This window comes from Hoyosella levis, from assembly GCF_026008515.1.
GTDB classification, from domain to species: Bacteria; Actinomycetota; Actinomycetes; order Mycobacteriales; family Mycobacteriaceae; genus Lolliginicoccus; species Lolliginicoccus levis.
Map to the genome: position 1 here is coordinate 225,400 of NZ_BQYM01000003.1, position 25,949 is coordinate 251,348.

Sequence of the window (25,949 nt, forward strand, 5' to 3'; positions counted from 1 at the left end):
TAATCAAGCGGATCGAGGAGGCGCGCGAGTGGGTTTCTACATCAGGAAGAGCGTGAAGGCCGGGCCGTTCCGGTTCAACCTGAGCAAGTCGGGGATCGGCGTGAGCACGGGCGTGCCGGGTTTCCGGGTGGGCAAGGGCCCGCGCGGGAACTACGTTCATGCGGGTCGTCACGGCGTCTACTACCGCAAGTCCCTGGGCGGGGGCGGCAGTCGTTCCGGGCAGCGCCGGGCCGGACGTGCCCGCGCCAAGCAGGGTGGCCCACTAGCACGTAGCGCGCCAGGGCCGTCCTTCCGCGATGCCACGGGCGTGGAGGCGTTGCACCTCGAGCCGACAGGCGGCGGTGACCTTGTTGATCAACTGAACGAGGCGGCCGGGCGGCGCGGCTGGTTCTGGCCTACCGTGGCGTTGTTCGCCATCGTGGGCCTGGTGACTATGCCGTTCGGATTGCTGGCGTGGTTGGTGGCGATCCCGGTTTGCTGGTGGTTGTGGCTGCGCGATAGGGCCCGCGAAGCCGCTGTCGTGATGTACGACGTCGAGGATGAGCTCGATGAGTGGTTCGACGCGCTAGTCGGCAACTGGGCCTGGTTGACGGGCAGCGAGAAGATCTGGCGCGTGGTCGCGGAGGGGGCTGTCTCCTCCCCCGGCCAGCGGAAGTCGCGCGCGGGAGCGACGGACCTTATTCACCGCGAGGTAGCACGGGCTGGCCTGGCGGGTCCCCGGCACCTCACGAGCAATGTCGTGGTCCCGACGCTCTCCTCTGGCAGTTCCGCGTTGTACTTCCTGCCGGACCGGGTGCTCGTCCGCGACGGCAAGCACTACACCGATGTCGCTTATGAGCACCTCGTGAGCACTGCCACGACCACGTCGTTCATCGAGCAGCCAGGCGCCGTTCCGGGGGATGCGCGCGAGACGGGCGCGACGTGGCAGCACGTCAACAAGGACGGCAGCCCGGACCGCAGGTTCAGCAACAACGCGCGATTGGCCGTGGTGCAGTACGACCAGTGGCGGGTACGCAGCACGCATGGCCTGGACTGGCGCGTCCAGGTCTCGCGGGATGGGGCCGCCAGGGCGATCTCGGCGACGCTGTCGCAACGTCCGGGATCAGCCCCGCGGCGCTCGTCCTGAGCCGCGCTAGAGGTAGATGCCGAAGAAGTCCGCGAGGAACTTGCGGATGATGTCCTCGTTCGTCACCGGCGGCGCTGTCTCCACGGCGTGCGGGGCACGGTCCTCGTCGCTGCCTCGCATCCGTTCGAGCTGTCGCTCGATCTTGCGCAGCTCGCGGCGCAGCTGGGTCCGGCTGAGGTCATCGTCGTCCTCTTCGTCGTCCTCGTCGTCATGCTGGTGGTAGGCGAGGACGACCGCATCGGTTCGGATCTCCGAGGCGCCGGGCGGCCCGGCTCCGGGACTGGTTGTCGCGATGCCACCGAGCGCGAGGGCTGCGATCGCGAGGAGCGGCACGGTCGAGTGATGCACTGTCATTTCCATCCACCTCGTCTTTGAGCTGGTTGGGGCTGTCGAGCTTGGCCGATCGGGTGGGTTGCCATGTTCGTTGCCGCGGGCTGGACGGCGGTGTGCCTAGCCCTTTTAGTCTATTCCCGCGGCGGGCGGACGAACCCGGGGATTGCCCGATTGGCGACACGCTGTTCCGCGTCGCGCGCTCGCGACGCCCTCGCGTCCACCGATCCGCGCATCCTGGTGGTTCCGGGCACGCCATTCGGGCTCGGGGCATATCCTGCGTATTATCGACGTTCGGCGCGACTGGTCCATCCCGGCACGGTGCCTGCACTGGTGCTGCAGCTCCCCGGGACTCGTGCTTCCCCGGGGCAGCCGGAGGAGCTCTCGATGGCCTAGTGCGCGCGTGTCCGGTTTAGCAGCGAGCAAGGGAGACCAATGCCGCAGACCCCCCGAGTGTCCGCCGTCCCACCGGGCCAGGAAGCGAGGACCGGCACCGCAGTGATCGTCCTCGCGGCCGGGGCTGGGACGCGGATGAAGTCGGATCTGCCGAAGGTGCTGCACCGGATCGGTGGTCGCAGCATGGTGGGGCACGCGGTGCACGCGGCCGCGGGAGTGGAGCCGGACTCGATCATCGCTGTGGTGGGCCACCAGCGGGACAAGGTGATCGCGGAGGTCAAGGGGCTTTCCGAGCAGCTTGACCAGGAGGTCGCCACGGCTGTGCAGGAGGAGCAGAACGGCACCGGCCATGCCGTGCAGTGCGGGCTTGCGGCGGTGTCCCCGGACTTCCAGGGGACGGTCCTGGTCACGGCGGGGGACGTGCCACTGCTGACCTCGACCGCCCTGGCCGATCTGCTGGCGGCGCACGGCACGGATGCCGCGGTTACGGTGATGACGTTCGAGGCTCCGCGGCCGCGGGGCTATGGTCGCATCGTCCGCGACGAGGACGGGCTCGTCGCTCGTATCGTCGAGGAGGCCGACGCCACCGAGGAGCAGCGGCGCATCACCGAGGTCAATTCGGGCGTCTATGCCTTCGATGCGCAGGTGCTGCGATCCGCGCTGGCCCAGCTGGGCTCGGACAACGCGCAGGGCGAGCTGTACCTGACCGATGTGATCGCCATCGCTCGCGGCGAGGGGCGTATCGTGCGCGGCATGGTGCTCGACGATCCACACCTGGTGGCGGGGGCGAACGATCGCGTGCAGCTCGCGGCGCTGCGCAAGGAGCTGAACCGGCGCGTGCTCGAGGACTGGATGCGCGCGGGCGTGGATGTGGTGGACCCGGATACGACGTGGGTGGATGTGGATGTGCGGATCGGGCGCGATGTGGTCATCCAGCCCGGCGTGCAGCTGCTGGGCGGCACTGTGATCGGCGATCATGCCGAGGTGGGGCCGGACTCCACGCTTACCGATGTGCAGGTCGGCGAGGGCGCGCGGATCATCCGCACGCATGGGGAGCGCGCGATCGTCGGCGCCGCCACGGTCGTCGGCCCCTTCTCCTACCTGCGGCCGAAGTCGGTGATCGGCGATCATTGCAAGATCGGCGCGTATGTCGAGACCAAGAACGTGGATATCGGGGCGCACTCGAAGATCCCGCACCTGACCTACGCGGGCGACGCCACCATTGGCGAGCACACGAATATCGGCGCGTCGAGCGTGTTCGTCAATTATGACGGCGTGACCAAGCGCCGCACCGTCGTGGGCTCGCATGTCCGCGCGGGCTCTGACACGATGTTCGTCGCCCCGGTGCGCATTGGTGATGGCGCCTACACGGGCGCCGGTACTGTGGTGAAGGACGATGTCCCGCCCGGGGCGCTCGCGGTGTCGGGTGGCAGGCAGCGCAATATCGAAGGCTGGGTCGAGCAGAATCGACCAGGAACCGGCGCGGCGAAGGCCGCGGCCAAGGCACGGCATGAAGTGAAAAACCCAACACAACCGATCGAGGATGGCGGGATCGAGTGAGCGCATTTTCCGTTGACAACCAGAAGAACCTGATGCTGTTCTCCGGGCGAGCACACCCGGAGCTGGCCGAAGAGGTTGCGAAGGAACTCGACACCCACGTCACCCCCCAGACGGCGCGGGACTTCGCCAATGGCGAGATCTTCGTGCGGTTCGAGGAGTCGGTGCGCGGCTGCGACGCCTTTGTCATCCAATCGCATCCCTATCCGCTGAACAACTGGCTCATGGAGCAGTTGATCATGATCGATGCGCTCAAGCGCGGGTCCGCCAAGCGCATCACCGCGGTGCTGCCGTTCTTCCCGTACGCGCGGCAGGACAAGAAGCATCGTGGCCGCGAGCCCATCTCCGCCCGCCTGGTCGCGGACCTGCTCAAGACCGCCGGTGCCGACCGCATCATCACCGTTGACCTGCATACGGATCAGATCCAGGGCTTCTTCGACGGCCCCGTCGATCACATGCGCGCAGCTCCCCAGCTTGCTGGCCACGTGGCGAAGAAATACTCGCTCGACAAGATCACCGTGGTCTCCCCCGATTCGGGGCGCGTGCGCGTCGCGGAGAAGTGGGCCGACCTGCTCGGTGGCGCGCCGCTCGCGTTCATCCACAAGACCCGTGATCCGCTGGTGCCCAACCAGGTCAAGTCCAACCGTGTCGTCGGCGAGGTGGAGGGGCGCACCTGCATCCTGATCGACGACATGATCGACACCGGTGGCACCATCGCTGGCGCGGTCGGCCTGCTCAAGGATTCCGGAGCGGGCGACGTCGTCATCGCCACGACCCACGGGGTGCTGTCCGATCCGGCCTCGGAGCGGCTCGCGAACTGCGGCGCCAAGGAAGTCATCGTCACCAACACCCTGCCGATGGCCCCCGAGAAGGATTTCGAGCAGCTGACCGTGCTGTCCATCGCTCCCCTGCTCGCGCAGACCATCCGCGAGGTCTTCGAGAACGGTTCCGTCACGTCGCTGTTCGACGGCAGCGCCTAGGCATCGAGCCAGCGCCCGGGCATGCAGCAAGCTGCGCGCCCGGGCGTTTCGCGTGCGCTAGGCAGACGGCGGGCACCGTGCCCATAACAAGTGCATACCCCTCAGCCGCATTGGCAGCGCCTGTCGGCGCGCACCGCTTAGCATCCGGTGCATGATCCTCCGTCGAGCAGCATCCCGGGCCACGAGCAACACGCGCGCGCGAATGGGATGCGTTGCCCTGCTGCATGCGCCCGTCCTGCTGCTCGCTGCGGCCACCCCGGCGATCGCGCAGCCCGCTGCCGGTCCGCCCGCGCCGCAGCAGCAGGTCACCCCGCAGGTGCCCGCGCCGGATGCCTCGGTCGCCGTCGAGGGCCGTGTGCTGGTGTTCGAGTTCCGCAACGACCGCAGCGAGCCATTGTCCTGCTTCGCTGCAGCCCAGTTCTTCGGACTACCGATCTCCCACATCGGGATGCCGCCCTTTGTGGTTGCGCCGCCGTGGGGCACCGCGCGCATCGAGATCGAGGTGCCGTTCCCTGGGGTCTATCGCCATGCGACGTCGTGCATGATCGGCGACGAGCCGCCCCCGCAGGATCCAGGGATGCTCGCCGCTGACCTGCTCTCGCCGATGGTCGCGAACACCGACCCGCAGGTGATGATGCATGTCGATCACACCGAGGTCCCCCACTGAAGCGAGCCTGATTTCGTGCTGGCCGCCAGCAACCGCTACGATGGCGTGGTTGTCTCGGCGAGGGTGGCAGTCATGCCCCGTTATCGACGCGGCTGAGTAGGCACTACCTGCATCGGTTCCTCCGATGCTCTTGTGCGTTCTCGTGCGGGACTACACCACAGGTCCCCCGCGGATCCCCGCCGAGGGGACCGTGCCAGGGAGACTTCCCGGAGAAACGACCAAGGAGCATCACAATGGCTGATCGCATCAACCTCATTGCCGAGGAGCGCACCGAGTTCGGCAAGGGCCCGTCGCGCCGCGCGCGTGTGGCTTTCAAGATCCCCGCCGTCATGTACGGCCACGGCACCGATCCCATGCACCTGCTCCTGCCGGCCCTCGACTTCGCCGCTGTGCTCCGTAACCACGGCACCAACGCGATCCTGGCGCTCGACGTCAACGGCTCGAAGCACCTCGCGCTGGTCAAGTCTGTTGTCGCGCACCCGATCCGCCCTGTTATCCAGCACGTCGACCTGCTGGTCGTGCGGAAGGGCGAGAAGGTCAGCGTTGACATCCCGATCGTTGTCGTCGGCGATTCGGCACCGGATACCGTCGCTGCGCTCGACGCCTCCTCCGTGCCGGTCCTCGCGGACGTGTTCAACATTCCCGAGGAGTTCGAGGTCTCGGTCGAGGGCGCCGAGGCGGGCACCCAGATCCTGGCCAGCGACATCGAGCTGCCCGCTGACTGCGAGCTCGACATCGATCCCGACACCCTCATCGTGAACGTCACCGAGGCGCGCGACGAGGACTACGGCGACGAGGACGAGGATTCCGCTGAGGGCGCCGCGGAGTCTGCCGGTGGCGAGGATTCCTCCAGCGAGGAGTGATCCTGATTCCGGTCAGCTTGATCTACGGACTTCACTGACCGGTTAGCTACAGTTGGGGCGGCGCGCCGATGCATGGGCGCGCCGCCCCGCTTGCTTGCCGCGCCAGGTGGTCCTGGCCCGCACGGAAAGGCGCCACGAAGTGACGACCATTGTTGCCGGGCTCGGCAACCCGGGCCCGAAGTACGAGCTCACCCGCCACAATGTTGGCTTCCTTGTCGCGGATGTACTCGCCGACCGCGGCGCGGCCCGCTGGTCGGTCCATAAGGCCAGCAAGGCGGATGTCGTCGAGACCCGCCATGGTGGCGAGAAGCTGATCGTGATGAAGCCGCGCTCGTACATGAACCTGTCGGGGCAATCCGTCGGCGCCCTCGCGAAGTACCTGTCGGTCCCGCCGGAGCAGGTGATCGCGATCCACGACGACCTTGATCTCGACCTCGGGACGATCCGGCTCAAGCTCGGCGGCGGCGAGGGCGGGCACAACGGCCTGCGCTCGCTCACCCAGCACCTCGGCACCCGCGACTACCTGCGGGTGCGCATCGGTGTGGGGCGTCCGCCCGGACGGATGGACGCGGCGGCATACGTGCTCAAGCCCTTCGCCAAGGCCGAGCGGGACCTGCTCGGTGTCGTGGTGGAGGAGGCCGCCGATGCTGTCGAGGCACTCGTGGACCTAGGGCTCGAGGCCGCCCAGAACCAGGTGCACGCGCGGTAGGACGCGCGCCTGTGTCACTGCGCCTGTGTCACTGCGCCTGTGTCATTGCGGGGCGTGGATCAGGCAGGTGGTGGTCCCGTGGGCAACGAGACGGCCCTGGTCGTCGACGACACGTCCTTCTGCGGTCGCGGTCGAGCGTCCGCCGTGGATGACGGTGCCAGTGCCGATCAGCTGGCGGCCATCCGTGGGCACCATGCGGATGTAGTTGACCTTGAGCTCGAGGGTGCTATAGCCCACCCCGGGACCAAGAGTGGAATGGACGGCGCAGCCCATGACGGAGTCGAGCAGGGTCGCGCAGATGCCTCCGTGGACGGTGCCGAGGGGGTTGGCGAAGTCGGGCCGGGTGGTGATCGTGAACGACACTGTCCCCTTGTCGATCTCGGCGCTCTCCATGCCAAGAAGGGTCCAGATGCCGGTGGGCTGGTCCTCGGATGTGGTGATCGCCCTGAGCAGCTCGAGGCCGCTGGGAAGTTCCTGGCTAGTCATGGTTGACGCTCCTCACCGATAGACCACTCGGTCCATCCCTGGTTGCAGCGTACCCTGGGATAGACCAGATGGTCCATAGACGGAAGGTGTGCTCCATGGCACCAGGCCCGAGGGAACGCTTGCTCGCGAGCGCCATCGCCCTGATGCGCGAGCGCGGCGTCCATGCGACCGGCCTGTCCGACCTCCTCGAGCACAGCAAGACCGCGCGCGGATCCATCTACCAGCACTTTCCCGGTGGAAAATCCGAGCTCATGGAGCAAGCAACGCTCCGCGCCGGCCAGGTGATCCTCCAGCGGTTCGAACGCCTGCTAGCCGACCTGACTCCCGCTGATGCCGTGGGCGCTCTCATCGGGGACTGGATCACGATCCTGCGCGCGACCGATTTCGCCCACGGCTGCCCGATCCTCGCGGCCGCCCAGAGCGGTCCCTCGGAGCCCGGCATCCAGGCAGCCGCCGCAACAGTATTCGAGCAATGGTCCGGCCTCATCGCTGCGGCTCTCGTGGATCGCGGAGCGCCGCAGGAGCACGCGAGGTCCCTTGCCTCGAGCGTCGTGGCAGCCGTCGAGGGCGCGATCGCCCGCAGTACCGCTGCGCGGAGCACCACGCCCCTCGCGGAAGTCCGGGCGATACTCGTCCCGCTCGTGGAGCAGGCCACGCAGCATCGCGCGCCCACGACCGCATCCTAGGGAACTAGCCCTGGGACCGCAGTGGGCGCGCGAAGCGCGAGAAACTCAGTCCGCGACGAGGTTCGCCGAGCTCGACCGGCGGAGCTTGCCCGAAGGAGTCTTCGGGATGCTGCCGGGCGCGAGCACCGCTACCGTGCGGGGCCGCACACCAACCTCGGCGAACACCGCGTGAACCACGTCGTGATGGATGCGCGCGACCTCGTCGGGGTCATCATGCGCCTTCGTCTCGACCGCCACCGCGAAGCTCTCGCGCCGCTCCCCCGCATCGAGCCGCACCGCCACAGCAGCACCGGGGCGAACGCCTTCGACGGTGCCCGCCGCGCGCTCGATATCGGTCGGGTAGATGTTGCGGCCACCCATGATGATGACGTCCTTCGCGCGGCCGCACACCACGATCTCGTGATCCTCGGTGAAGTAGCCGATGTCACCGGTGTTGAGCCAGCCCTCGGCATCCTGGGTCGGCTTCTCGCCATCGACGGTGATGTAGCCGGGGCTGACGGCCTTGCCCCGGACCTCGATGGTGCCCACGCCGCGCGCCGGCAGCTCTGTGCCGTCGGCATCAACGACGCGCCCCTCGAGATTGGGCACGAGCGGGCCGAGCTGGACGAGGCGTCGCAGGTTGCCCTTGGTTGCGGGAACGGCATTGTGCATTCCCTCGAGCAGGTCCGCGTCCACGACGTCGACCTTCATGCCCTCGCCAACGTTGGCGAACGAGATGGCCAGCGTGGTCTCTGCCATGCCGTACGCCGGCACGAGCGCCTCCCGGGGCAGGCCAAAGCGCGCGCCGGCCTCGAGCAAGGTCTCCATCGTGTCGGGATCGATGGGCTCGGCCCCGCTCATCGCGACCTTCATCGCGGACAGGTCGTACGCGCCCTCGGGGGCCTGGCGGAGCCTGCGCGCGAGCAGGGACCATGCGAAGTTGGGCGCGGAGGTGATGGTTCCCCGGTACTTGGTGATCAGCTCCGCCCACAGCAGCGGCGACTGCAGGAAGTCCAGCGGAGTCACGTTGACGGTCTCGCAGCCCATCTGCATCGGCGTCGTGAGGAACCCGACCATGCCCATGTCGTGGAACAGCGGCAGCCAGCTGACCATCACATCATTGCCATAGTCATACTTGGCGGCGGCGAGCATCGCGTGCGCGTTGGTGTGGAAGTTCTCATGCGTGATGCGCACGGCCTTCGGCGAGCCCGTGGACCCTGACGTGAGCTGCAGCAGAGCCGTATCCTGCTCGTCGGTCTCCACCGGGTCGATCGGCGAGTTGCCCTGGAGCTGGTCGATCGTGACGACGGTGATGCCACGCTGCTCGAGCACGGGCACAACAGGCTCGAACGGAGCACTGATGACGACTGCCCGGGCCTTGATCATCTCGATCACCAGCTGGGTCTCCTCGGCCCAGTGCGCGAGATCAGTGCGGGGCGTGGGCTGGTGCAGCATGGTGACCGAGGCGCCGCGCATCCAGATCGACTGGACCGCCGGCGCTATCTCCACCGGCTGGCCGGCGAGGATGCCCACCGCGTCACCGTGACCGATCCCCGCCTTCGCGAGCCCACCGGCCATGCGGCGCGCTACCTCGTGCACCTCGCCCCAGGTCTGCCGCAAAGGGGCATCCGGCTCGCCGGTGACCAGGCCTGCCTTGCTATTGGCGGCAGTTGCATACATTTCGTCCGTGAAGCGAGACAACGTTCTCTCCTAGAACAATGCGGTGGGCCCGGCGGATATCCGAAGGAACCCTCATGTTAGATACCTCTTGTTGTATACGCCACGTTATGCGCCACAGTCCAGGGTGTGTCACAACCTTGACCAACTGTCGCGCACGATTCCGGCGCGGATCCGGCGACGAGTACCCTTGCTGAGGACGCACGACACCCCAGCCCCCGCTCACGGCGGCATGACTCATCAGCAAGGAACGCACGGTGACCGAACTCGACCAGCCCACGGCAGCATCCGGCGAAGCGCCACGAGGACCCGGAAGCGGTGTTGCGGTCGAAGCAGCGAAGCGCCGCACTTTCGCCGTGATCTCCCACCCCGACGCCGGCAAGTCCACCCTCACCGAGGCGCTCGCCCTGCACGCCCAGATGATCTCCCAAGCGGGTGCCGTGCACGGAAAAGCTGGCCGCAAGTCCACCGTGTCCGATTGGATGGAGATGGAGAAGGCCCGCGGCATCTCCGTCAGCTCCACGGCGCTGCAGTTCAACTACCGCTCCGCCGGCACCTACAGCGAGCCCGTCGACTGCGTTATCAATCTCGTGGATACCCCCGGCCACGCCGACTTCTCCGAGGACACCTACCGCGTCCTCACCGCCGTGGACTGCGCGGTCATGCTGATCGACTCGGCCAAGGGCCTCGAGCCGCAGACCCTCAAGCTGTTCCAGGTGTGCAAGCACCGCGGCATCCCCATCATCACCGTGATGAACAAGTGGGACCGTCCCGGCCGCTCCGTCCTCGAGCTGCTCGACGAGATCGGCGAGCGCATCGGCCTCGTGCCCACACCGCTCTTCCTGCCCGTCGGCATCGCCGGTGATTTCAAGGGCATCCTGCGACGCGGCGCCGACGGGGCACCCGAGGAGTACATCAAGTTCACCCGCACCGCCGGTGGCGCCACAATCGCCCCCGAGGTGCACCTCGATCCCGAGAAGGCCCTCGCCACCGAGGGCGAGGACTGGGAGACCGCCGTCGAGGAGAGCGAGCTGCTCTCCGCCACCGGGCAGGACCACGACCCTCAACGCTTCCTCGCCGGGGAGACCTCCCCCGTGCTGTTCGCCTCCGCGATGCTCAACTTCGGCGTGCGCCAGCTGCTCGACACCCTCGTCGACCTCGCGCCACCGCCCCGCGGCCGCGACGACATCAACGAGCAGCACCGCGAGGTCATCGACGACTTCTCCGCCGTGGTGTTCAAGGTCCAGGCCGGCATGGACACCGCCCACCGGGATCGCATCGCCTTCATGCGCATCGTCTCCGGCGAGTTCGAGCGTGGCATGGTCGTCACCCACGCCCAGACCGGGCGGCCCTTCACCACGAAGTACGCGCAGACCATGTTCGGCCGCGACCGCAACACCGTCGAATCCGCCTACCCCGGCGACGTCGTCGGACTCGTCAACGCCACCGCCCTCGCCCCCGGCCACACTCTCTATACCGGCAAGGCAGTGGAATACCCGCCCATCCCGCAGTTCGCCCCCGAGCACTTCGCCGTGCTGCGGGCCACGAGCGCTGGCAAGTACAAGCAGTTCCGCAAGGCCATCGATCAGCTCGACTCCGAGGGCGTCGTGCAGGTGCTGCGCAACGACGTCCGCGGAGATGCCTCGCCCGTGCTCGCGGCTGTCGGGCCCATGCAGTTCGAGGTCGTCACCGCTCGCATGACCACCGAGTTCTCCGTGGAGACCCAGTTCGACCGCCTGCCCTACACCCTCGCCCGTCGCACCGACGCCGAGTCCGCCGTCGAGCTGAATCGCCAGCGCGGCATCGAGGTGTTCACCCGCAGCGACGGCGCGCTGCTCGCCCTCATCAGCGACAAGTGGCGCCTGCAGTTCATCCAGAAGGAGTTCCCCAGGCTCACCCTCGAGCCGCTCGTCGCCACCGCCGACTAGGTCGGGGCCGGCTAGAGCTGGGTCGGCTAGAGCAGAACGGCGTCGATCTCGGCAGGATCCAGCTCCGCGAGGGTCGCGGGCGTCCAGGCGGGAGTGCGGTCCTTGTCCACGAGCACCGCGCGCACGCCCTCCGCGAAGTCGGGGTGCCGGGTGACGGTCACGGTGAGGGCAAGCTCGCGGTCGAGGCATTCGCGCAGCGTGGAGACGGCACCGCGCTCGACGAGGCGGGCCGTGATCCAGGCGCTGCGCGGTGAGACCGCTTCGAGAGCGGCGAGGGTCTCGCGATGCCACTCGGATCCACCGGCGGCGAGGCGCTCGATGATGCCCGTGACCGTGGTGGCGGAGAAGCACTTCTCCACATCGTCGAGGATCTCCGCTAGCGGGGCGGGCCCCGGATCGGTAGCGAACTCCGCGACCACCGCAGCAGGATCACCGGTGCTAGCCTCGAGCGCGTCCGCGAGATCGCCGAGGCGCTCGCTGGGCACGAAGTGGGTGGCGAGTCCGCAAGCGAGGGCGTCGGCGGCACGCACGCGGGCACCGGTCATGCCGAGGTACTTGCCGAGCGCGAGGGCACCGTGGTTGTTGATCGCGAGGCGCGGCAGGAAGTAGCTGGCCCCGATATCGGGGAAGAACCCGATGGCGGTCTCGGGCATGGCCATCAGTGCGTTCTCGGTGACCACGCGGATGCTGCCGTGGATCGACACACCGAGGCCACCGCCCATGGCGGCACCGTCGATGAGGGCGATGAACGGCTTGGGGTAGGTCGCGATGGTCTCGTTGAGGTTGTACTCCTCGCGGAAGAACGCGTGGGCTTCCTCGTGGCGTCCTTCGAGCACCGCGGTGCGGATGGCGCGGATGTCCCCGCCCGCGCAGAAGGCACGCGAGGTCGTGCTGCGGATGATGACCGAGCGGACGGACGCGTCGTCCCGCCAGTCGTCGAGCGCGCGCTGCAGGTCGCGGATCATGCCGAGGTCGAGGGCGTTGAGGGCCTTGGGCTTATCGAGCTCAAGGATCCCGGCCGCTTCGCTCGTCCGGGCGGTCACTGTGGTGGTGGGCGCATGATCCGGCACGATGTCCTCGTTTCGTTTCCGTATCTGTGGGTTCGGCACCGACGCTACCCCGCCCGGGAACGGCAGTGACGCAATAGGGTGATGTGCCATGAGCGAAAATCATCGGGTGGATGTGGCGGATCCGTCGTCGGGCACCTATCTGGGCTTGATATCGCTCAACCAGGAAGTCTCGACGATCGCCCGGCAGTCAGGGATCCCGCATGGGCTGACCGAGCTCCTGAAGATCCGGGTGTCGCAGATCAACGGCTGCGTGCACGCGTTGCAGCACCATTCGGCCGAGGCGGTGGAGGCTGGCGAGGACCGGGATCGCATCGCGGTACTGCCACTGTGGCGCCGATCAAGCTTGTTCACCGCGCTCGAGCGGGCGGCACTGTCGCTGGCCGAGGCGATCACCGAGCTGCCGGGGCAGGACGTGCCCGCGAAGGTCGTGCGGGAGGCCCGGATGGTGCTGTCGCATGATCAGTTCGTCGCGGTGTCGTGGATCGCGGTGATGATCAACTCCTGGAACCGCATCGCGATGATCAGCGGGCGCCCCGTCGCGTCCTAGCGCCTGGGGCGCTCGCGGTGCGCCAGGTGGGACGGGTCTCGTGCCTCCCAGCGCCGGGCGTCCCAGCGCCGGGCCGACCGGCAAAAGCACGGGAAACCGTCAAACGCGATAGAAACTGACCAGGGATTTCCGCCGCTTCTATCGCGTTTGCAGCCGAGTCCCAATCAGCCACATCCCCGAGGCCGACCCCGAGCACCGACGCCTACTCGGCAGTCACGAGCTTCTTCGTGCGGGCGCGCGCGGGGATGCGGCCGGGCGGGCAGTCCTCCTCGGTGACGGTGAAGTGCCCGAGGTAGTAGAACATGCGCCCGAGCACCGGGTTGCGCACCTCCACCTGGATGCCGTGGCGCTTCTTCTTCGCGTCCCACCATTCGCGCGCCTCGGTGGTGGCGGAGGCGAGCGCGGGCAGGCGCGGCTGGAGCGGCACCAGGAAGCGGGGCGGTCCGCTAGTGAGCCGCAGGCCGCCGTCGGCATCGACCCACACCTGGGTGCGGACGGCCATGTCGGGCGCTGCCCCGAGGTAGTCGATCACGCTGGCACCGATGCTGCTCGGCACCATCACCGAATCCATCTTGCTGGTGCGGCGCCCGAAGTCGAAGGTGCGGACGTAGGAGTAGGTCTCGCGCCCCGCATCGTCGAGGTAGGCATAGTTCTCGACGGTGAACGGGACGTCGTACCCGGTGTGGGCGGGAGCGACGCGGCGCGCGCCCAGCATCCAGGCCATCGGCGCGGGAATGGCCAGCGAATGGCTCATCACCTCCATCACGCCCGTGCCGACCTGGCGGCGATGATCGGCGGAGGCGAGCGCGAACCTCTTCTGCACCTTGGGGTGGAGGCGCTCGAACCGGGATCCGAGGGCGTGCTGGATGACCGATGGCATGGGGCGGGTTCCCTTCGTGCGGTGCGCGCTGTCGATTCTGCCTCAGGAAGCGCTGCCGGGTCAGGAGCCGAGGTAGAAGCGGCCGCCCTGGGGGTCACGGCAGTGCGCTGCCACACCATACTCGCGGGCCTCGGGCCCGGCCAGGATCTCGCCGCCGTTGCTGGTCACGAGCTCCGAAGCTGCGACGGCATCGTCAACGCGCCACATCGGGGTGATCGCGGTGGCTCCGGCGCGGGTCAGGCCAGCCATCGGGTGCACGCCGGGCATCTCGTAGCCACCACGATCCTCGCTGCCGTCGAAGGTCCAGCCAATGACCGCGCCGTAGAACTCCCGGGCCCGGTCAGGGTCATCGGTCTCGAGGGTGATGTAGGCCGGGTCGCCCGCTGCCTCGCCGTTGATGGCGGGCCGGCGCTGCGCGGAATCGGTTCCCACTAGCTCAAAGGGGACGCCATCGTAGGTGTGGCATACCGTGGCCTCCACCGCTCCTCCGGCGTCGAGGACGCGCTGGCGGGCCGCTTCCACGTCCGGCACGGCATACGCGCAGCGCAGCACGGTGCGGTGATGACCGCCCTCGATACGGATCGGCACGGTGGCGTTGGTGACGGCGAAGCCGCTGCCGTCCTCGGTGGTTTCCCAGCCGAGCACGGCGCCGTAGAAGCGTGCCGCGATGTTGGCATCGGGGCAGCATAGGGCGTAGGCCGCGATATCGCCCTGGTGGAGGATGCCACCGAGGGGCGCGGCGAGCAGCCAGCGATGCCCGAACGGGTCGATGAGCGACGCGTTGCGCTGCCCATGGCTCTCGTAGGTCCACCGCTCTACCCGGCCGCCGGCCTCGCGGGCGTGGGTCAGGACAAGGTCGGGATCGTCGACGGGGATCATCAGGCTCACCGACGCGGTGCCCGTGCGGGGCGCGGTGAGGCCCATCTCGGGGAACTCCTCGGCGACGTAGATCACGCCGTCACCGATGGCGAGCTCGGCATGACCGATGCGGCCATCCTCCATGGTGATGGGCGTTCCCAGGATCTTCGCGTCGAACACCTTGCAGTACCAGGTGAGGGCCTCGCTGGCACCGCTGACGGTCAAGTACGGGACGGCACCGGGCCGGGGGAAACCGGCGGGCGCGCTAGGCTGCGGGGTGCTCATCGGTAGTGGATCACTTCCCTGCTGCTTGCTTCGTGGAGTTCTTGCTCTTGCTTGACGGCTTCTTGCCGCCGGAACCGTTCGCGGTCGCTCCGTTGGGGGTCCCTGCGGCCTCGTTCATCAGGTCACCGGCAAGATCATGGACATAGCGGAACTGATCGCGCGGCGGCCGTTCATAGTTGCGAGCCACGGGCCGCGGCGGGATCGACACCGACGGCGGCTGCACATGCTCGTACGGCACCGACTCCAGCAAATGGTTGATGACGTTGATGCGGGAATTGCGCTTGTGCTCGCCCTCGACGGTGTTCCACCGCGCCTCTGGGATATCGGTATGCACGAACATCTCGTCCTTCGCCCGTGAGTAGTCCTCCCACCGCACGATCGACTGCAGGTCCATGGGCGAGAGCTTCCACTGCCGCATCGGATCATTCAGCCGCGAATGGAACCGGCGCTCCTGCTCCACGTCCGACACCGAGAACCAGTACTTGTTGAGGATGATGCCGTCCTCCACGAGCAGCCGCTCGAAGATCGGCACCTGGTGCAGGAACCTCCGGTACTCGTCCGTCGTGCAGAAGCCCATCACTCGCTCCACGCCGGCCCGGTTATACCAGGAGCGATCCATCAGCACGATCTCCCCCGCCGCGGGCAGGTGCTTGATATAGCGCTGGAAGTACCACTCGCCGCGCTCCCGCTCCGTCGGCGCGGGCAGCGCCACCACCCGGCAATGGCGCGGGTTCAGGTACTCGGTGATGCGCTTGATCGCTGAGCCCTTGCCCGCGGCGTCACGGCCCTCGAAGATGGCGACGACCCGAGAGCCCGACTCCTGCACCCAATGCTGCATCGACACTAGCTCCGCCTGCAGCCGCTCGAGCTCGCGCTCATACAAGTCGCGGGGCATCTTCCTCTCCCGCACCGGGTGCGCGCCACCGGAGTGGCCGTTGTTCTTCGCGGACTTCTTGCCAGCCATGAACCGAGGCTACTCGCCACCACCCCCGTCGCGGGGCGCGTTCAGCCCCACTCCTCGGCGAGCTCGAGCCATTTCTCCTCGAGCTCGGCCTGCTCGGTCTCGCGGGCGCGCAGCTCGGTGTGCAGCTCCATGGCCCGCTCGGGGTCGGTGGCGGCGGCGGCGAGCTTCTCGTGGAGGGTGGCTTGCTGCTTATCGAGCTTGGCGATTGCGCGCTCGAGGCGGGACATCTCCTTCTGGGCGGCGCGATCCGCGACACCGTCGCGTGGCGCTCCACCTGATTGCGCACCGGCTGGCTTCTCGCCGGGGCTGACCGCCGGAGCGGCTGCCTCGCTGATGTCGCGGGCACGGCGCTCGAGGTATTGCTCGATGCCCCGCGGCAGGTGCGTGAGGTGCCCGTCGCCGAACAGGGCATGCACGGAGTCGCAGATCCGCTCGATGAGGTACCGGTCGTGACTGATGACGACGAGGGTGCCGGGCCAGCTGTCAAGGAGATCCTCGAGCTGCTGGAGGGTGTCGATATCGAGGTCGTTGGTGGGCTCGTCGAGCAGCAGCACGTTGGGCTCGGACATGAGGATGCGGGTGAGCTGCAACCGCCGACGCTCGCCACCGGAGAGGTCGACGACGGGCGTCCATTGGCGGGCCGGGGGAAAGCCGAGGCGCTCGGCGAGCTGGGAGGCGGAGAGCTCCTTGTCACCGAGGACGACGCGCTGACCGACATCCTCGACGGCTTCGAGCACGCGCATGCCGGTGGGCAGGTCATCAAGCTCCTGGCGGAGCCAGCCGAGCCGCACGGTGGTGCCCTGGATGCGACGTCCGGAACTCAGGCTCGCCTCGCCGCCGAGGGCGCGCAGGAGGGTGGTCTTGCCAGAGCCATTGACGCCGACGAGGCCGATGCGCTCGCCGGGCGCGAGCCGCCAGGTGACGTGATCGAGGAGGACACGCTCGTCCGGGGTGGCGAGGGTGACGTCCTCGAGCTCGATGACGACGTTGCCGAGCCGCTTGCTCGCGAACGCCGACAGGCTCACTGTGTCACGCGGCGGCGGGACGTTCGCGATGAGCGCCTCGGCTGCCTCCACGCGGTAGCGGGGCTTGGAGGTGCGGGCCTGGGGTCCGCGGCGCAGCCAGGCGAGCTCCTTGCGGGCGAGGTTGCGCCGGCGCTCCTCCTGGGTGTCGGCGATGCGGGCGCGCTCGGCGCGGGCGAAGATCCAGTCGTTGTAGCCGCCCTCGTAGGTCTCGACCTGTCCGCCAACGACTTCCCACGTCTCGGTGGCGACGGCGTCGAGGAACCAGCGATCGTGTGTGACGACGACGAGCGCGCACCGGCGGCCCACGAGGTGCTCCGCGAGCCATTGCACGCCCTCGACATCGAGGTGGTTGGTGGGCTCGTCGAGGATCAGCAGGTCAAGCTCCTGCACCAGCGCTGCGGCGAGGGCCACACGACGGCGCTCCCCGCCCGAGAGGGTGTCGACAGGAGTGTCGAGGTGCCGCTGCGCCTCGCGCAGGCCGATGCCGGTGAGGATGCCGCGGATGCGCGCGTCGGAGGCCCACTCGTGCTCGGCCATGCCCAGGGGGCCGAAGATGGTCTCGCCGATGGAGATCCCCGGCGGCAGCTCGCTGCGCTGGGTGACCACCGCGATGCGGACATCGTTGCGGCGGCTGACCCGGCCGCTGTCGGCCTCAGCGACCCCGGCGAGGATCTCGAGCAGGGTGGTCTTGCCCCCTCCGTTGAGTCCGACGACACCGATGCGCTGGCCCTCGCGCACGCCGAGGGAGACCCCGTCGAGCAGTGGCTTCACCCCGAATGACTTGGTGACGTTCTCCAGGTTGACCAGGTTCGCCACTCAGGCGCCTCCTTCTACGGGATCGAGATCGTCGTCGGGCAGGGGTGGTACAGGATCGCGGCGCGGGGGGCGCGGGTGCGGGGCGGTGACGAGCCGAGCTCCGGGCACGGGACCGGTGGCGGTGCGCACGGTGCGGCACACCCCGGTCGAGGAGACCTCGACGCTGACATTGATGGCATCGTCCTCGTCCGCGCAGAGGAAAGCACAGGTGGGGCCGGAGCCGGACACGATGGCGGCGAGAGCGCCGGCGTCCTTGCCCGCGCGCAGGGTGCGGCGCAGGGCGGGCATCAGCGTCACCGCTGCGGCCTGCAGGTCATTGCCGAGCAGGGGCGCGAGCTGCCGCGCATCGCCCGCCGCGAGGGCGTGCATCAGATCGTCGGCGGCACCGATGCGGGGCGGGGCTCCGACTGTGCGCAACCGGTCGAGCTCCCGGTACACCGCGGGAGTGCTCAGGCCGCCTTTCGCGAACGCGAGGACCCAGTGGTAGGTGTTGCGCGACAGCACCGGCAGCAGTTGCTCTCCCCTGCCCACGCCCACGCTGGTGCCGCCACTGAGCGAGAAGGGCACGTCGCTGCCGAGCTGGGCGGCGAGCTCGAGCAGCTCGGACCGGGAGAGCTCGAGCTGCCACAGCTCGTTGAGCGCCACGAGGGTAGCGGCGGCATCCGCGCTGCCACCAGCAAGACCACCGGCGACAGGGATCCCCTTGGTGATGGAGATGTGCGCGCGCGGGCCACGCTTGCCGTGCCCGGCTCGTTCCGCCATGAGCTCCGCGGCCTGCCATACGAGGTTCGTCGAGCCGAGGGGCACATCGTCGGCGCCCTCGCCGCGCACCGAGATGGCGATCGAGTCGGCGGCCTGGACAGTGATCTCATCGTGCAGCGACAGCGCCTGGTAGACGGTGGTGAGCTCGTGGTAGCCGTCGTCGCGCAGGTCGCCCACGGCGAGGTGGAGGTTTACCTTCGCGGGGGCGCGGGCAACGATGGGGGCATCAATGACATGAAGCACGGTGCATCAGCCTAGTCGTCGCTCGGTGGTGCGTAGCGCCCCGGATCGTGCGGGGGCGTGGTGCTGGCGGTGGTCGCCACGGACGCGATGCGGACGAAATCGGCGATGCCGAGCTTCTCGCCCCGCTCGGACGGCTCGATGCCCGCGCTCCTCAGGATGCGCTCGGCCTCCTGCGCGCTTCCCGCCCACCCAGCGAGGGCGGAGCGCAGGGTCTTGCGGCGCTGCGCGAACGCCGCGTCGATGAGGGTGAACACGGCGCGACGCTGGCCAGGCTCCATCGACCAGGGCGGAGCAGCGTGGCGCGTGATGCGGACGAGGCCGGAGTCCACGTTGGGAGCGGGCCAGAACACTGCCCTCCCGACGGATCCCGCGCGGCGCACCTCGCCGTAGTAGGCGGCCTTCGCGCTCGGCACCCCGTAGGTGCGGCTGCCGGGGGGCGCTGCGAGCCGATCCGCGACCTCTGCCTGCACCATCACGAGCACGGTCTGCACGCTGGGCAGCTCGGCGAGCAGGTGCAGGATGACGGGCACGGCAACGTTGTACGGCAGGTTCGCGACGATCGCCGCGGGATCACGGCTGCCCTCGGGCAGGTCCTCGCGCCGCACGCGCAGCGCATCGGCCTGGACGACCGTGAGTTGATCGGTATGGCCGGGGGCGCGAGCGGCAAGCGTTCCGGGGAGCTGCCCGGCCAGCGCGGGGTCGATCTCCACGGCCACCACCGGGTGCCCCGCCGCGATGAGCGCGAGAGTCAGCGATCCGAGGCCCGGCCCGACCTCGAGGACGGTCTCGCCTGGCGCGACGGCGGCGCTGGTGACGATGCGCCGGACCGTGTTGGCGTCATGGACGAAGTTCTGGCCCCACTGCTTTGTTGGCCGTAGCCCGAGCTGCTCGGCGAGAACGCGGATATCGGACGGCCCGAGCAGGTTCACAGCACGCGAGAACCCCGAACCGGTGGGCTCGGGGTTCTCGTGCTGGCGCGTGGTGTTCAGTGCGGCCTCATCGTGCGGTCAGGCGGCTGCGGGCCGCGAGGACGTTCGGGCTGGTGATCAGCGCAGTCCAAGCTTGGAGGAGCAGGCGGGCCATGCGCCCCAGCCCTGGGTCGCGCGGACCTTCTCGGCCGTGGCGATCTGCTGCTCGCGGGTAGCGAGGTTGGCGGTGGGCGCGTACTGGGTACCGCCGTGCGCCGCCCAGGTGCCCTGCGAGAACTGCAGGCCGCCATAGTAGCCGTTGCCGGTGTTGATGGACCAGTCGCCGTTGGACTCGCACTGCGCGAGGGCGTCCCAGGTGCCACCGTTGCTCACGGCGGGGGCGGCCGGGCGGGGCTTGGTGCCCTTGCGGATCACCGTGGGCTTGGCCTCGGCACTGATGTCAGTGGCGACGCGGGTGCGGGCCGACTCGCCGTCGCTGTTGTGCACGACCATGTAGGTGTTGGTGGCGCGTCCCGGGGTGCCGGCGACCTCGACGCGGCTCTCGCCCTCGAGCATCGACGGATCCTCGATGATCTCCTCGGCCGGCGCGACATCTTCCTCGATGGTCTCGCGGCCCAGGCGGAGGCGATCGACGGTGATCTCCATGCCTTCGGTGACCACGGTGCGCTGGTGCGGGGTGACGGCGTCGAAGCCATCGAGCGGGGCGCCGACCTCGGCGAGGACATCCTCGACGGTCATGCCGGTGGTGACGTGCTCGAAGTTGTTGGCGCCATCGGTGATGGTGACTGCCTTCGGCGTGGTCACGGCGAGCTCGAGGCCGTCGATCGGGAGGCGCTCGGAGCGCGAGGCGGAGATGTTGAGCTCGCGGTTGGCGAGATCAAGCTGGGCGAGGGCTTCCTCGACCGTCTGGGCGGTGGTCCAGACCTCGCGGACCTCGCCATCAACGTTGAGGGTGAGCAGCTTCGCCTTCTGCAGGGTGATGGTGGCACCGCTGTCGATGTCGGTGCTCGGTGCGGGAACAACGATGTCGTGCTCGGTGAGGTCGAAGCCTGCTGCCGAGAGCGCGCCCTCTACATCACCGCTGAACGTGCTGACGGTGGTGGTCTCGCCGTCGACCTCGATGGTGACGTCCTTCTGCACGGCCATCGCGGTGCCGGTTCCGGCAACCATGGTGAGCAGGAGGCCACCGGCGACGATCTGGACCTTCTTGGACTTCGGGCTGAGGGCGGTGAAAGTGGTGGAGCGCGACATTGTGTTCCTGACCTTTGCGTGTACGAGTCCCGAGCAAGAGATGAGGGGGTGGTGCGAGCGCCGTTGCTCTCCCCTGTCGGGCATCTCCATCCCGGCTGTTCGATAACAGAACCGTAACGAGCCCGTGCTAGCTGGAGCAAGCGTTTTGCCCGGAATGAGACGTGACCCACAGTGCAAAACAGACAGGATTTGCTGGCCTGAATATGGGATGGCGGGAGTGAGCCTGGGCGGAGATATCGCTACTGAGCTGCTGGTTTACAGACTTGTTGATCGCTCCCAGCAGCGCTGGCAGGCACCATGAGCCCCATGCGCACCATGCTTGCTCGTGTGATCGGGGCCACCACAATGCAAGCAGCAGCAAACGTTATCAATCACGCTTCGGTAACAGGAGGTGTTACCAACGGGGCTGCGAGGGGCTCCGGCGGGCTTGGCAGAAGGCCTCGCACCAGGTCCGGCGGCTGAGCGCAGGCGGGCCTCGCACCGGCAAAAGCACGAGAAACCGTCAAACGCGATAGAAGCGGACCTGGGTTTCCTGCAGCTTCTATCGCGTTTGCGGTCGTGAGGTCAGGCGAGCCCCTACAGCCGGTAGACGCGCCGCGCGGTGGCAGTCGTACCGGCCGCGACGGCCTCGGGATCCTCGCCGCGCAGCTCAGCGAGCGCGCGCACGGTGTAGGGCAGGCAGTAGGACTGGTTGGGCGCCCCGCGGTAGGGGTGCGGCGTCAGGTAGGGCGCATCGGTCTCGACCATCATCTGCTCGTGCGGGATGAGCAGGGCCGCCTCGTGCAGGTCGCGGGCATTGCGGAAGCTGACGGTGCCGGAGAGGCTGAGGATCCAGCCGTTATCGAGGCAGGTGCGGGCCATGGCGGGCCCGGAGGAGAAGCAGTGGAAGATGACGCTCTCGGGCGGGCCCTCGGAGAGCAGGACGCGCACGAGGTCGTCGTCGGCCTCGCGATTGTGGAGCATCAGTGGCTTGCCGATGCGCTTGGCGAGGTCGATGTGCCAGCGGAAGGCATCCTCCTGCTCGGCGCGGGTGGCGCAGCCGTCGAGCTTGCCGGGCCAGTACCAATCGAGGCCGGTCTCCCCCACGGCGACGGTGCGCTCGTCGCGAGCAAGCTCCTCGATGCGCGCGCGGGCGTGATCGTCGAGCGCGTTGGCACGGGTGGGGTGCAGCGCGACGGCCGCGTGCACGCGCTTGTCCCAGCGAGCGAAGCGGACAGCGTTCTCGGCGGCGTCGAGGTCATCAGCGACGGTGACGATGGTTCCCACCCCGGCGCTGTCCGCGCGGTCCACGATGACACGGAGCGAGTCCTCGTCGTGGGCGCCGCACGCATCGAGGTGGGTGTGCGCGTCGACGATCGGGGCAAGCCGCTCGGGAAGCGGTGGTGCTTCGCGCTTGCTTGATCCCATCAGGGCCTCACTTCTTGATCGGAGCCCATTCCGGGCCGGTCTCGCCGATCTCGGGGTCGAGCTTGGCGAACAGGGGCTTCGGCTTGCTCAGGGGCGTTCCTGGCGTGATGCTGGTGCGCTCCCACCGTGCCTTCTCGTTGGCGTAGTCCCCCATGATCACGGGATAGCTGCGCCCTTCCTTGGGAAGGTTGGCGCCGACGGGCGCGGTGCGAGCGGTGTCGTCCTCTACCTCGTGGACCTCCGGCTGGGCCGCCCACACGCCGGTGCCACCAAGCGCCTCGTGCACCTGCTGCGACGAGTGCGGCAGGAAGGGGGTGAGCAGGGCGTTGGCATCCGAGACGACCTGCAGCGAGGTGTGCAGGACGGTCGCGAGCCGGTCGCGCTGGTCCGGGTCCTTGGCGAGCTTCCACGGCTCGAGCGCGGAGATGTACCGGTTGGCGGCGGTGACCACGCGCATGCCTTCGGTGGCGGCGGCACGGAAGCGACTGCGCCGCAGGTGCGCCCCGGCGGTCTCGAACGCGGCCTCCGCGGTGCGCAGCAGCTCGGCGTCGGCGTCGGTGAGGGTCGCGGGGCGGGGGATCTCGCCGAAGTTCTTCTGGGCCATCGAGACGGAGCGGTTGACGAGGTTGCCCCATTCGTTGGCGAGCTCGAAGTTCGTGCGGCGGATGAACTCGTCCCAGGTGAAGTCAGTGTCCTGGGATTCTGGACCGGCGACCGAGATGAAGTAGCGCAGCGCGTCGGGGCCGAAGTCGCGCAGGAAGTCACGGACGTAGATGACGGTGCCGCGGCTGGTGGAGAACTTGGACCCGCTCATGGTGAGGAACTCGCTGGAGACGACCTCGGTGGGCAGGTTGAGGTCGCCGAACATGCCGGGCTTCCCGCCTCGCTCACCTGCGCCACGGTATCCGAGCAGTTCCGAGGGCCAGATCTGCGAGTGGAAGGTGATGTTGTCCTTGCCCATGAAGTAGTAGGACACGGCCTCGGGGTCGGTCCACCACTGGCGCCACGCGTCAGGATTGCCGGTGCGGACGGCCCACTCGATGCTCGCGGACAGATAGCCGATCACGGCGTCGAACCACACGTACAGCTTCTTGTCGGGGCGATCCTGCCAGCCCTCCAGCGGGATGGGAACGCCCCAGTCGATATCGCGGCTCATCGCGCGCGGGCGCAGGTTCTCGATGAGGTTGAGGCTGAAGCGCAGCACGTTCGGGCGCCATTCGGTGCGGCCCTTGAGCCAGATCTCGAGCGCCCCGGCGAGGGATGGCAGGTCGAGGAAGAAGTGCTCCGTCTCGATGAACTTCGGGGTCTCGCCGTTGAGCTTGGAGCGGGGGTTGATCAGATCGATGGGGTCGAGCTGGTTGCCACAGTTGTCGCACTGGTCGCCGCGCGCGCCGTCGTAGCCGCAGATGGGGCAGGTGCCCTCGACGTAGCGGTCGGGCAGCGTGCGGCCGGTGGAGGGGCTGATGGCGCCGGTGGTGGTCTTGGGGACGAGGTAGCCGTTCTTGTGCAGGGTGCGGAACAGCTCCTGCACCACCGCGTAGTGGTTGCGGGTGGTGGTGCGGGTAAACAGGTCATAGCTCAGCCCCAGCCCGGCGAGGTCGTCGACGATAACGCGGTTGTACCGGTCGGCGAGCTCCTGGGGCGTGGTGCCCTCCTGCTCGGCCTGCACCAGGATGGGGGTGCCGTGCTCGTCGGTGCCCGAGACCATCAGCACGTCGTTGCCGGCCATTCGCTGGTAGCGGGCGAAAACGTCCGAGGGGACGCCGAAGCCGGAAACGTGGCCAATGTGGCGGGGACCGTTGGTGTAGGGCCACGCAACCGCCGTGAGCACTCGGGTAGACATGACCCAAGCCTATTAGGTCGTGCAGGGGGAATCCCAACCGCGGTGCCCGGGAGCGGTGACCGACGGGTGAACCTTTGGTCTCGCGGCTGCGTCGCTCCCACACCTCGGTGGCCGATCCAGGCATACTGCACTGCCATGGGGACGACCTCAGAGGACAACGGCAGCCCGACCCAGCGCGAACAGGCCCAGCGCGGGCAAGGCCAGGGCGACTCCGCGCTCGGCGCGCTCGGCGCGCGGCTGCGCTTCCCCTCCTGGGCAACAAAGCGCCCCGGCCCGTCCCAGGATCCCGATGCCTCCCGCTACGGCGGCAGCGCGCGGGACCGCGACGTCGAGGAGCAGTGGAGCTGGCCCGGCGGCATCGTGCGGCCCGGCACCGACGCGCACACCCTCGTCATGGAGATGGTCCTCGATGGCGCGCATGCCAGCGTTGGCAGCCGCCGATCACGCTCGCATGCCGTGAGCATCGCGGACCGGCTCGCTGCCATCGATGCGGGCCGGGAGCCATGGCTGGCCACCCGGGTGGCGTCCGAGCTGCTGCTCGCCGCGATGGACTCGCTGTACGAGCATGGCTGGCAGCCGCTCGACGTGGTGCATGTGGTGCGCCGGGCGCATGCCGCTCCCGTGCTCGAGCTCGCGGTCGCGACGGTGACGCATCAAGCAGTGCTCGCGAACGCCGAGAACCGTGCCCCGCTGCCCTGGGTGGAGCAATTGCGCGAGGTCGAGCAGTCGTTCCCCCGCCTCGCCGGGACCATGCGCCGCGCGGCGGTGCACAACCCCGCCGGCCGACCGTTCCTGCTGATGATCGACTATCCGCAGGTGCTCCACACTGATTGGCAGTCTGTTCTCGCGCTCCTCGGCCAGTGGCATGACCTGCCGGTGTGGCCGGTGGTGTGCGCCACGCCGTCGCAGTGGCCGGAGCGGCGCGTCGACACCGATGCCGCAACGCCCGCTGTGGAACCGCGCGTGCTCAACCGGGTGCGGGGCCTGCTCGCCAAGGCAGAGGCCACCACGTACCAGGGGGAGGCCGAGGCATTCACGGCCAAGGCGCAGGAACTGATGACCCGCTACGCGATCGACGCGGCCATCCTGAGCGCCAGCATCGAGCGCACGGACGTGGTGACGCGCCGCGTCCACATCGAGAACCCCTACACCAAGTCCAAGGTGCACCTGCTGCATGAGATCGCGCTCGCCAACCGGGTACGCGTGGTGTGGGATGCCGAGTACTCGGTGGCCACCGCCGTGGGCACACCGGTGGACCTGCGGCAGGTCGGGCTGCTCTACGAATCGACACTCGTGCAGGCCACGCAGTCGATGACCGCTATCGGGGAGTCCAGCAAGGATCCCGCGACCCGCTCGGCCAGCTTCCGCCGGGCCTTCCTGTTCGCCTACGCGGTGCGAGTGGGGCAACGGTTGCAGCAGGTGGGCGAGCACACCATGGCGGAGGAAGCGCGCCGAAACCGCCAGGACGGCAGGGATCTGTTGCCGATCCTCGCCGCCCAGGATGCTGCCGTCAACGCCGAGTTCGAGCGCTTGTTCCCGCAGACCGAGAAGCAGACTGCCGCGCCGATGGACGCGCGCGGCTGGATCGCGGGGAAGGTCGCCGCCGACCAGGCCGTTCTCGCACCGGCCGGGGCCGTCCTCGAGGCGTGACGATCAGCCTTGCGTAGGTTGCGCCCAGCCAAGCG

23 protein-coding genes are annotated in these 25,949 nt (G+C 68.4%); 10 read left to right on the top strand and 13 right to left on the bottom strand.

What is annotated here, in order from left to right; translation table 11 throughout:
- Positions 1 to 28: 28 nt before the first annotated feature.
- The gene (locus QC765_RS05070) at positions 29 to 1,126 is read left to right on the top strand and encodes a DUF4236 domain-containing protein (protein WP_278313330.1); all 1,098 of its coding nucleotides are present in this window, start codon (positions 29 to 31) and stop codon (positions 1,124 to 1,126) included.
- Positions 1,127 to 1,132: 6 nt separating this feature from the next.
- Here the strand turns inward: QC765_RS05070 and QC765_RS05075 are convergent, their stop codons facing one another.
- Entirely contained in the window at positions 1,133 to 1,480 is a 348-nt protein-coding gene (locus tag QC765_RS05075) for a hypothetical protein (RefSeq protein WP_278313331.1), read from the bottom strand.
- A gap of 411 nt (positions 1,481 to 1,891) precedes the next feature.
- On the opposite strand from QC765_RS05075, the gene glmU reads away from it, so the two are divergent.
- The 5 genes from glmU to pth all read left to right on the top strand — a co-directional run bounded on the left by glmU (position 1,892) and on the right by pth (position 6,628).
- On the top strand, positions 1,892 to 3,412 hold the full coding sequence (glmU, locus tag QC765_RS05080) for a bifunctional UDP-N-acetylglucosamine diphosphorylase/glucosamine-1-phosphate N-acetyltransferase GlmU (protein ID WP_278313332.1): 1,521 nt from the start codon (positions 1,892 to 1,894) through the stop codon (positions 3,410 to 3,412).
- Positions 3,409 to 4,389 (top strand): ribose-phosphate diphosphokinase, encoded by a 981-nt coding sequence (locus QC765_RS05085; RefSeq protein ID WP_278313333.1) that lies wholly within the window; start codon positions 3,409 to 3,411, stop codon positions 4,387 to 4,389. Before glmU ends, QC765_RS05085 begins: the two co-directional genes overlap by 4 nt.
- Positions 4,390 to 4,540: 151 nt before the next feature.
- A complete protein-coding gene (locus QC765_RS05090) occupies positions 4,541 to 5,056 on the top strand; it encodes a hypothetical protein (RefSeq protein WP_278313334.1) in 516 nt (171 codons plus the stop codon).
- Between the two features lie 233 nt (positions 5,057 to 5,289).
- Complete coding sequence (locus tag QC765_RS05095) at positions 5,290 to 5,919, top strand: 50S ribosomal protein L25/general stress protein Ctc (RefSeq protein WP_278313335.1); 630 nt, start codon at positions 5,290 to 5,292, stop codon at positions 5,917 to 5,919.
- Positions 5,920 to 6,058: 139 nt separating this feature from the next.
- Positions 6,059 to 6,628, top strand: a complete 570-nt coding sequence (gene pth, locus QC765_RS05100; protein WP_278313336.1) for an aminoacyl-tRNA hydrolase — start codon at positions 6,059 to 6,061, stop codon at positions 6,626 to 6,628.
- A 42-nt stretch (positions 6,629 to 6,670) separates the two neighbouring features.
- On the opposite strand, the gene QC765_RS05105 is transcribed toward pth, so the two are convergent.
- Positions 6,671 to 7,114, bottom strand: a complete 444-nt coding sequence (locus QC765_RS05105) for a PaaI family thioesterase (protein ID WP_278313337.1) — start codon at positions 7,112 to 7,114, stop codon at positions 6,671 to 6,673.
- 95 nt (positions 7,115 to 7,209) lie between these two features.
- Here QC765_RS05105 and QC765_RS05110 point away from each other — a divergent pair, with 95 nt between their 5' ends.
- Entirely contained in the window at positions 7,210 to 7,800 is a 591-nt protein-coding gene (locus tag QC765_RS05110) for a TetR/AcrR family transcriptional regulator (RefSeq protein WP_278313338.1), read from the top strand.
- Between the two features lie 45 nt (positions 7,801 to 7,845).
- On the opposite strand, the gene QC765_RS05115 is transcribed toward QC765_RS05110, so the two are convergent.
- Positions 7,846 to 9,480 (bottom strand): fatty acyl-AMP ligase, encoded by a 1,635-nt coding sequence (locus tag QC765_RS05115; protein WP_278313339.1) that lies wholly within the window; start codon positions 9,478 to 9,480, stop codon positions 7,846 to 7,848.
- Positions 9,481 to 9,713: 233 nt separating this feature from the next.
- Here QC765_RS05115 and QC765_RS05120 point away from each other — a divergent pair, with 233 nt between their 5' ends.
- Entirely contained in the window at positions 9,714 to 11,384 is a 1,671-nt protein-coding gene (locus QC765_RS05120; RefSeq protein WP_278313340.1) for a peptide chain release factor 3, read from the top strand.
- Positions 11,385 to 11,410: 26 nt separating this feature from the next.
- Here QC765_RS05120 and QC765_RS05125 read toward each other — a convergent pair whose 3' ends face one another.
- The gene (locus tag QC765_RS05125) at positions 11,411 to 12,454 is read right to left on the bottom strand and encodes an enoyl-CoA hydratase/isomerase family protein (protein WP_278313341.1); all 1,044 of its coding nucleotides are present in this window, start codon (positions 12,452 to 12,454) and stop codon (positions 11,411 to 11,413) included.
- Between the two features lie 88 nt (positions 12,455 to 12,542).
- Here QC765_RS05125 and QC765_RS05130 point away from each other — a divergent pair, with 88 nt between their 5' ends.
- Positions 12,543 to 13,001, top strand: a complete 459-nt coding sequence (locus QC765_RS05130; RefSeq protein ID WP_278313342.1) for a carboxymuconolactone decarboxylase family protein — start codon at positions 12,543 to 12,545, stop codon at positions 12,999 to 13,001.
- A gap of 202 nt (positions 13,002 to 13,203) precedes the next feature.
- Here QC765_RS05130 and QC765_RS05135 read toward each other — a convergent pair whose 3' ends face one another.
- The 9 genes from QC765_RS05135 to metG all read right to left on the bottom strand — a co-directional run bounded on the left by QC765_RS05135 (position 13,204) and on the right by metG (position 24,264).
- Positions 13,204 to 13,881, bottom strand: coding sequence for a DUF4166 domain-containing protein (locus QC765_RS05135; RefSeq protein WP_278313343.1), 678 nt, complete (start codon positions 13,879 to 13,881; stop codon positions 13,204 to 13,206).
- Positions 13,882 to 13,941: 60 nt separating this feature from the next.
- A complete protein-coding gene (locus tag QC765_RS05140) occupies positions 13,942 to 15,024 on the bottom strand; it encodes a VOC family protein (protein WP_278313344.1) in 1,083 nt (360 codons plus the stop codon).
- 10 nt (positions 15,025 to 15,034) lie between these two features.
- Positions 15,035 to 15,988 carry a polyphosphate kinase 2 gene (gene ppk2, locus QC765_RS05145; RefSeq protein WP_373876683.1) on the bottom strand — a complete coding sequence of 318 codons (954 nt, stop codon included), beginning with the start codon at positions 15,986 to 15,988 and terminating at the stop codon, positions 15,035 to 15,037.
- Between the two features lie 41 nt (positions 15,989 to 16,029).
- Positions 16,030 to 17,829 carry an ABC-F family ATP-binding cassette domain-containing protein gene (locus QC765_RS05150; protein ID WP_278313345.1) on the bottom strand — a complete coding sequence of 600 codons (1,800 nt, stop codon included), beginning with the start codon at positions 17,827 to 17,829 and terminating at the stop codon, positions 16,030 to 16,032.
- A complete protein-coding gene (locus tag QC765_RS05155; protein ID WP_278313346.1) occupies positions 17,830 to 18,834 on the bottom strand; it encodes a 4-(cytidine 5'-diphospho)-2-C-methyl-D-erythritol kinase in 1,005 nt (334 codons plus the stop codon).
- A gap of 11 nt (positions 18,835 to 18,845) precedes the next feature.
- A complete protein-coding gene (rsmA, locus tag QC765_RS05160) occupies positions 18,846 to 19,763 on the bottom strand; it encodes a 16S rRNA (adenine(1518)-N(6)/adenine(1519)-N(6))-dimethyltransferase RsmA (RefSeq protein ID WP_278313347.1) in 918 nt (305 codons plus the stop codon).
- Positions 19,764 to 19,880: 117 nt separating this feature from the next.
- A complete protein-coding gene (locus QC765_RS05165) occupies positions 19,881 to 21,014 on the bottom strand; it encodes a resuscitation-promoting factor (RefSeq protein ID WP_278313348.1) in 1,134 nt (377 codons plus the stop codon).
- A gap of 576 nt (positions 21,015 to 21,590) precedes the next feature.
- A complete protein-coding gene (locus tag QC765_RS05170) occupies positions 21,591 to 22,421 on the bottom strand; it encodes a TatD family hydrolase (protein WP_278313349.1) in 831 nt (276 codons plus the stop codon).
- Positions 22,422 to 22,428: 7 nt separating this feature from the next.
- Positions 22,429 to 24,264: a methionine--tRNA ligase gene (gene metG / locus QC765_RS05175; protein ID WP_278313350.1), complete on the bottom strand. Its 1,836-nt coding sequence runs from the start codon at positions 24,262 to 24,264 to the stop codon at positions 22,429 to 22,431.
- 135 nt (positions 24,265 to 24,399) lie between these two features.
- On the opposite strand from metG, the gene QC765_RS05180 reads away from it, so the two are divergent.
- Positions 24,400 to 25,914, top strand: a complete 1,515-nt coding sequence (locus QC765_RS05180) for a DUF2786 domain-containing protein (RefSeq protein ID WP_278313351.1) — start codon at positions 24,400 to 24,402, stop codon at positions 25,912 to 25,914.
- Positions 25,915 to 25,949 lie beyond the last annotated feature (35 nt).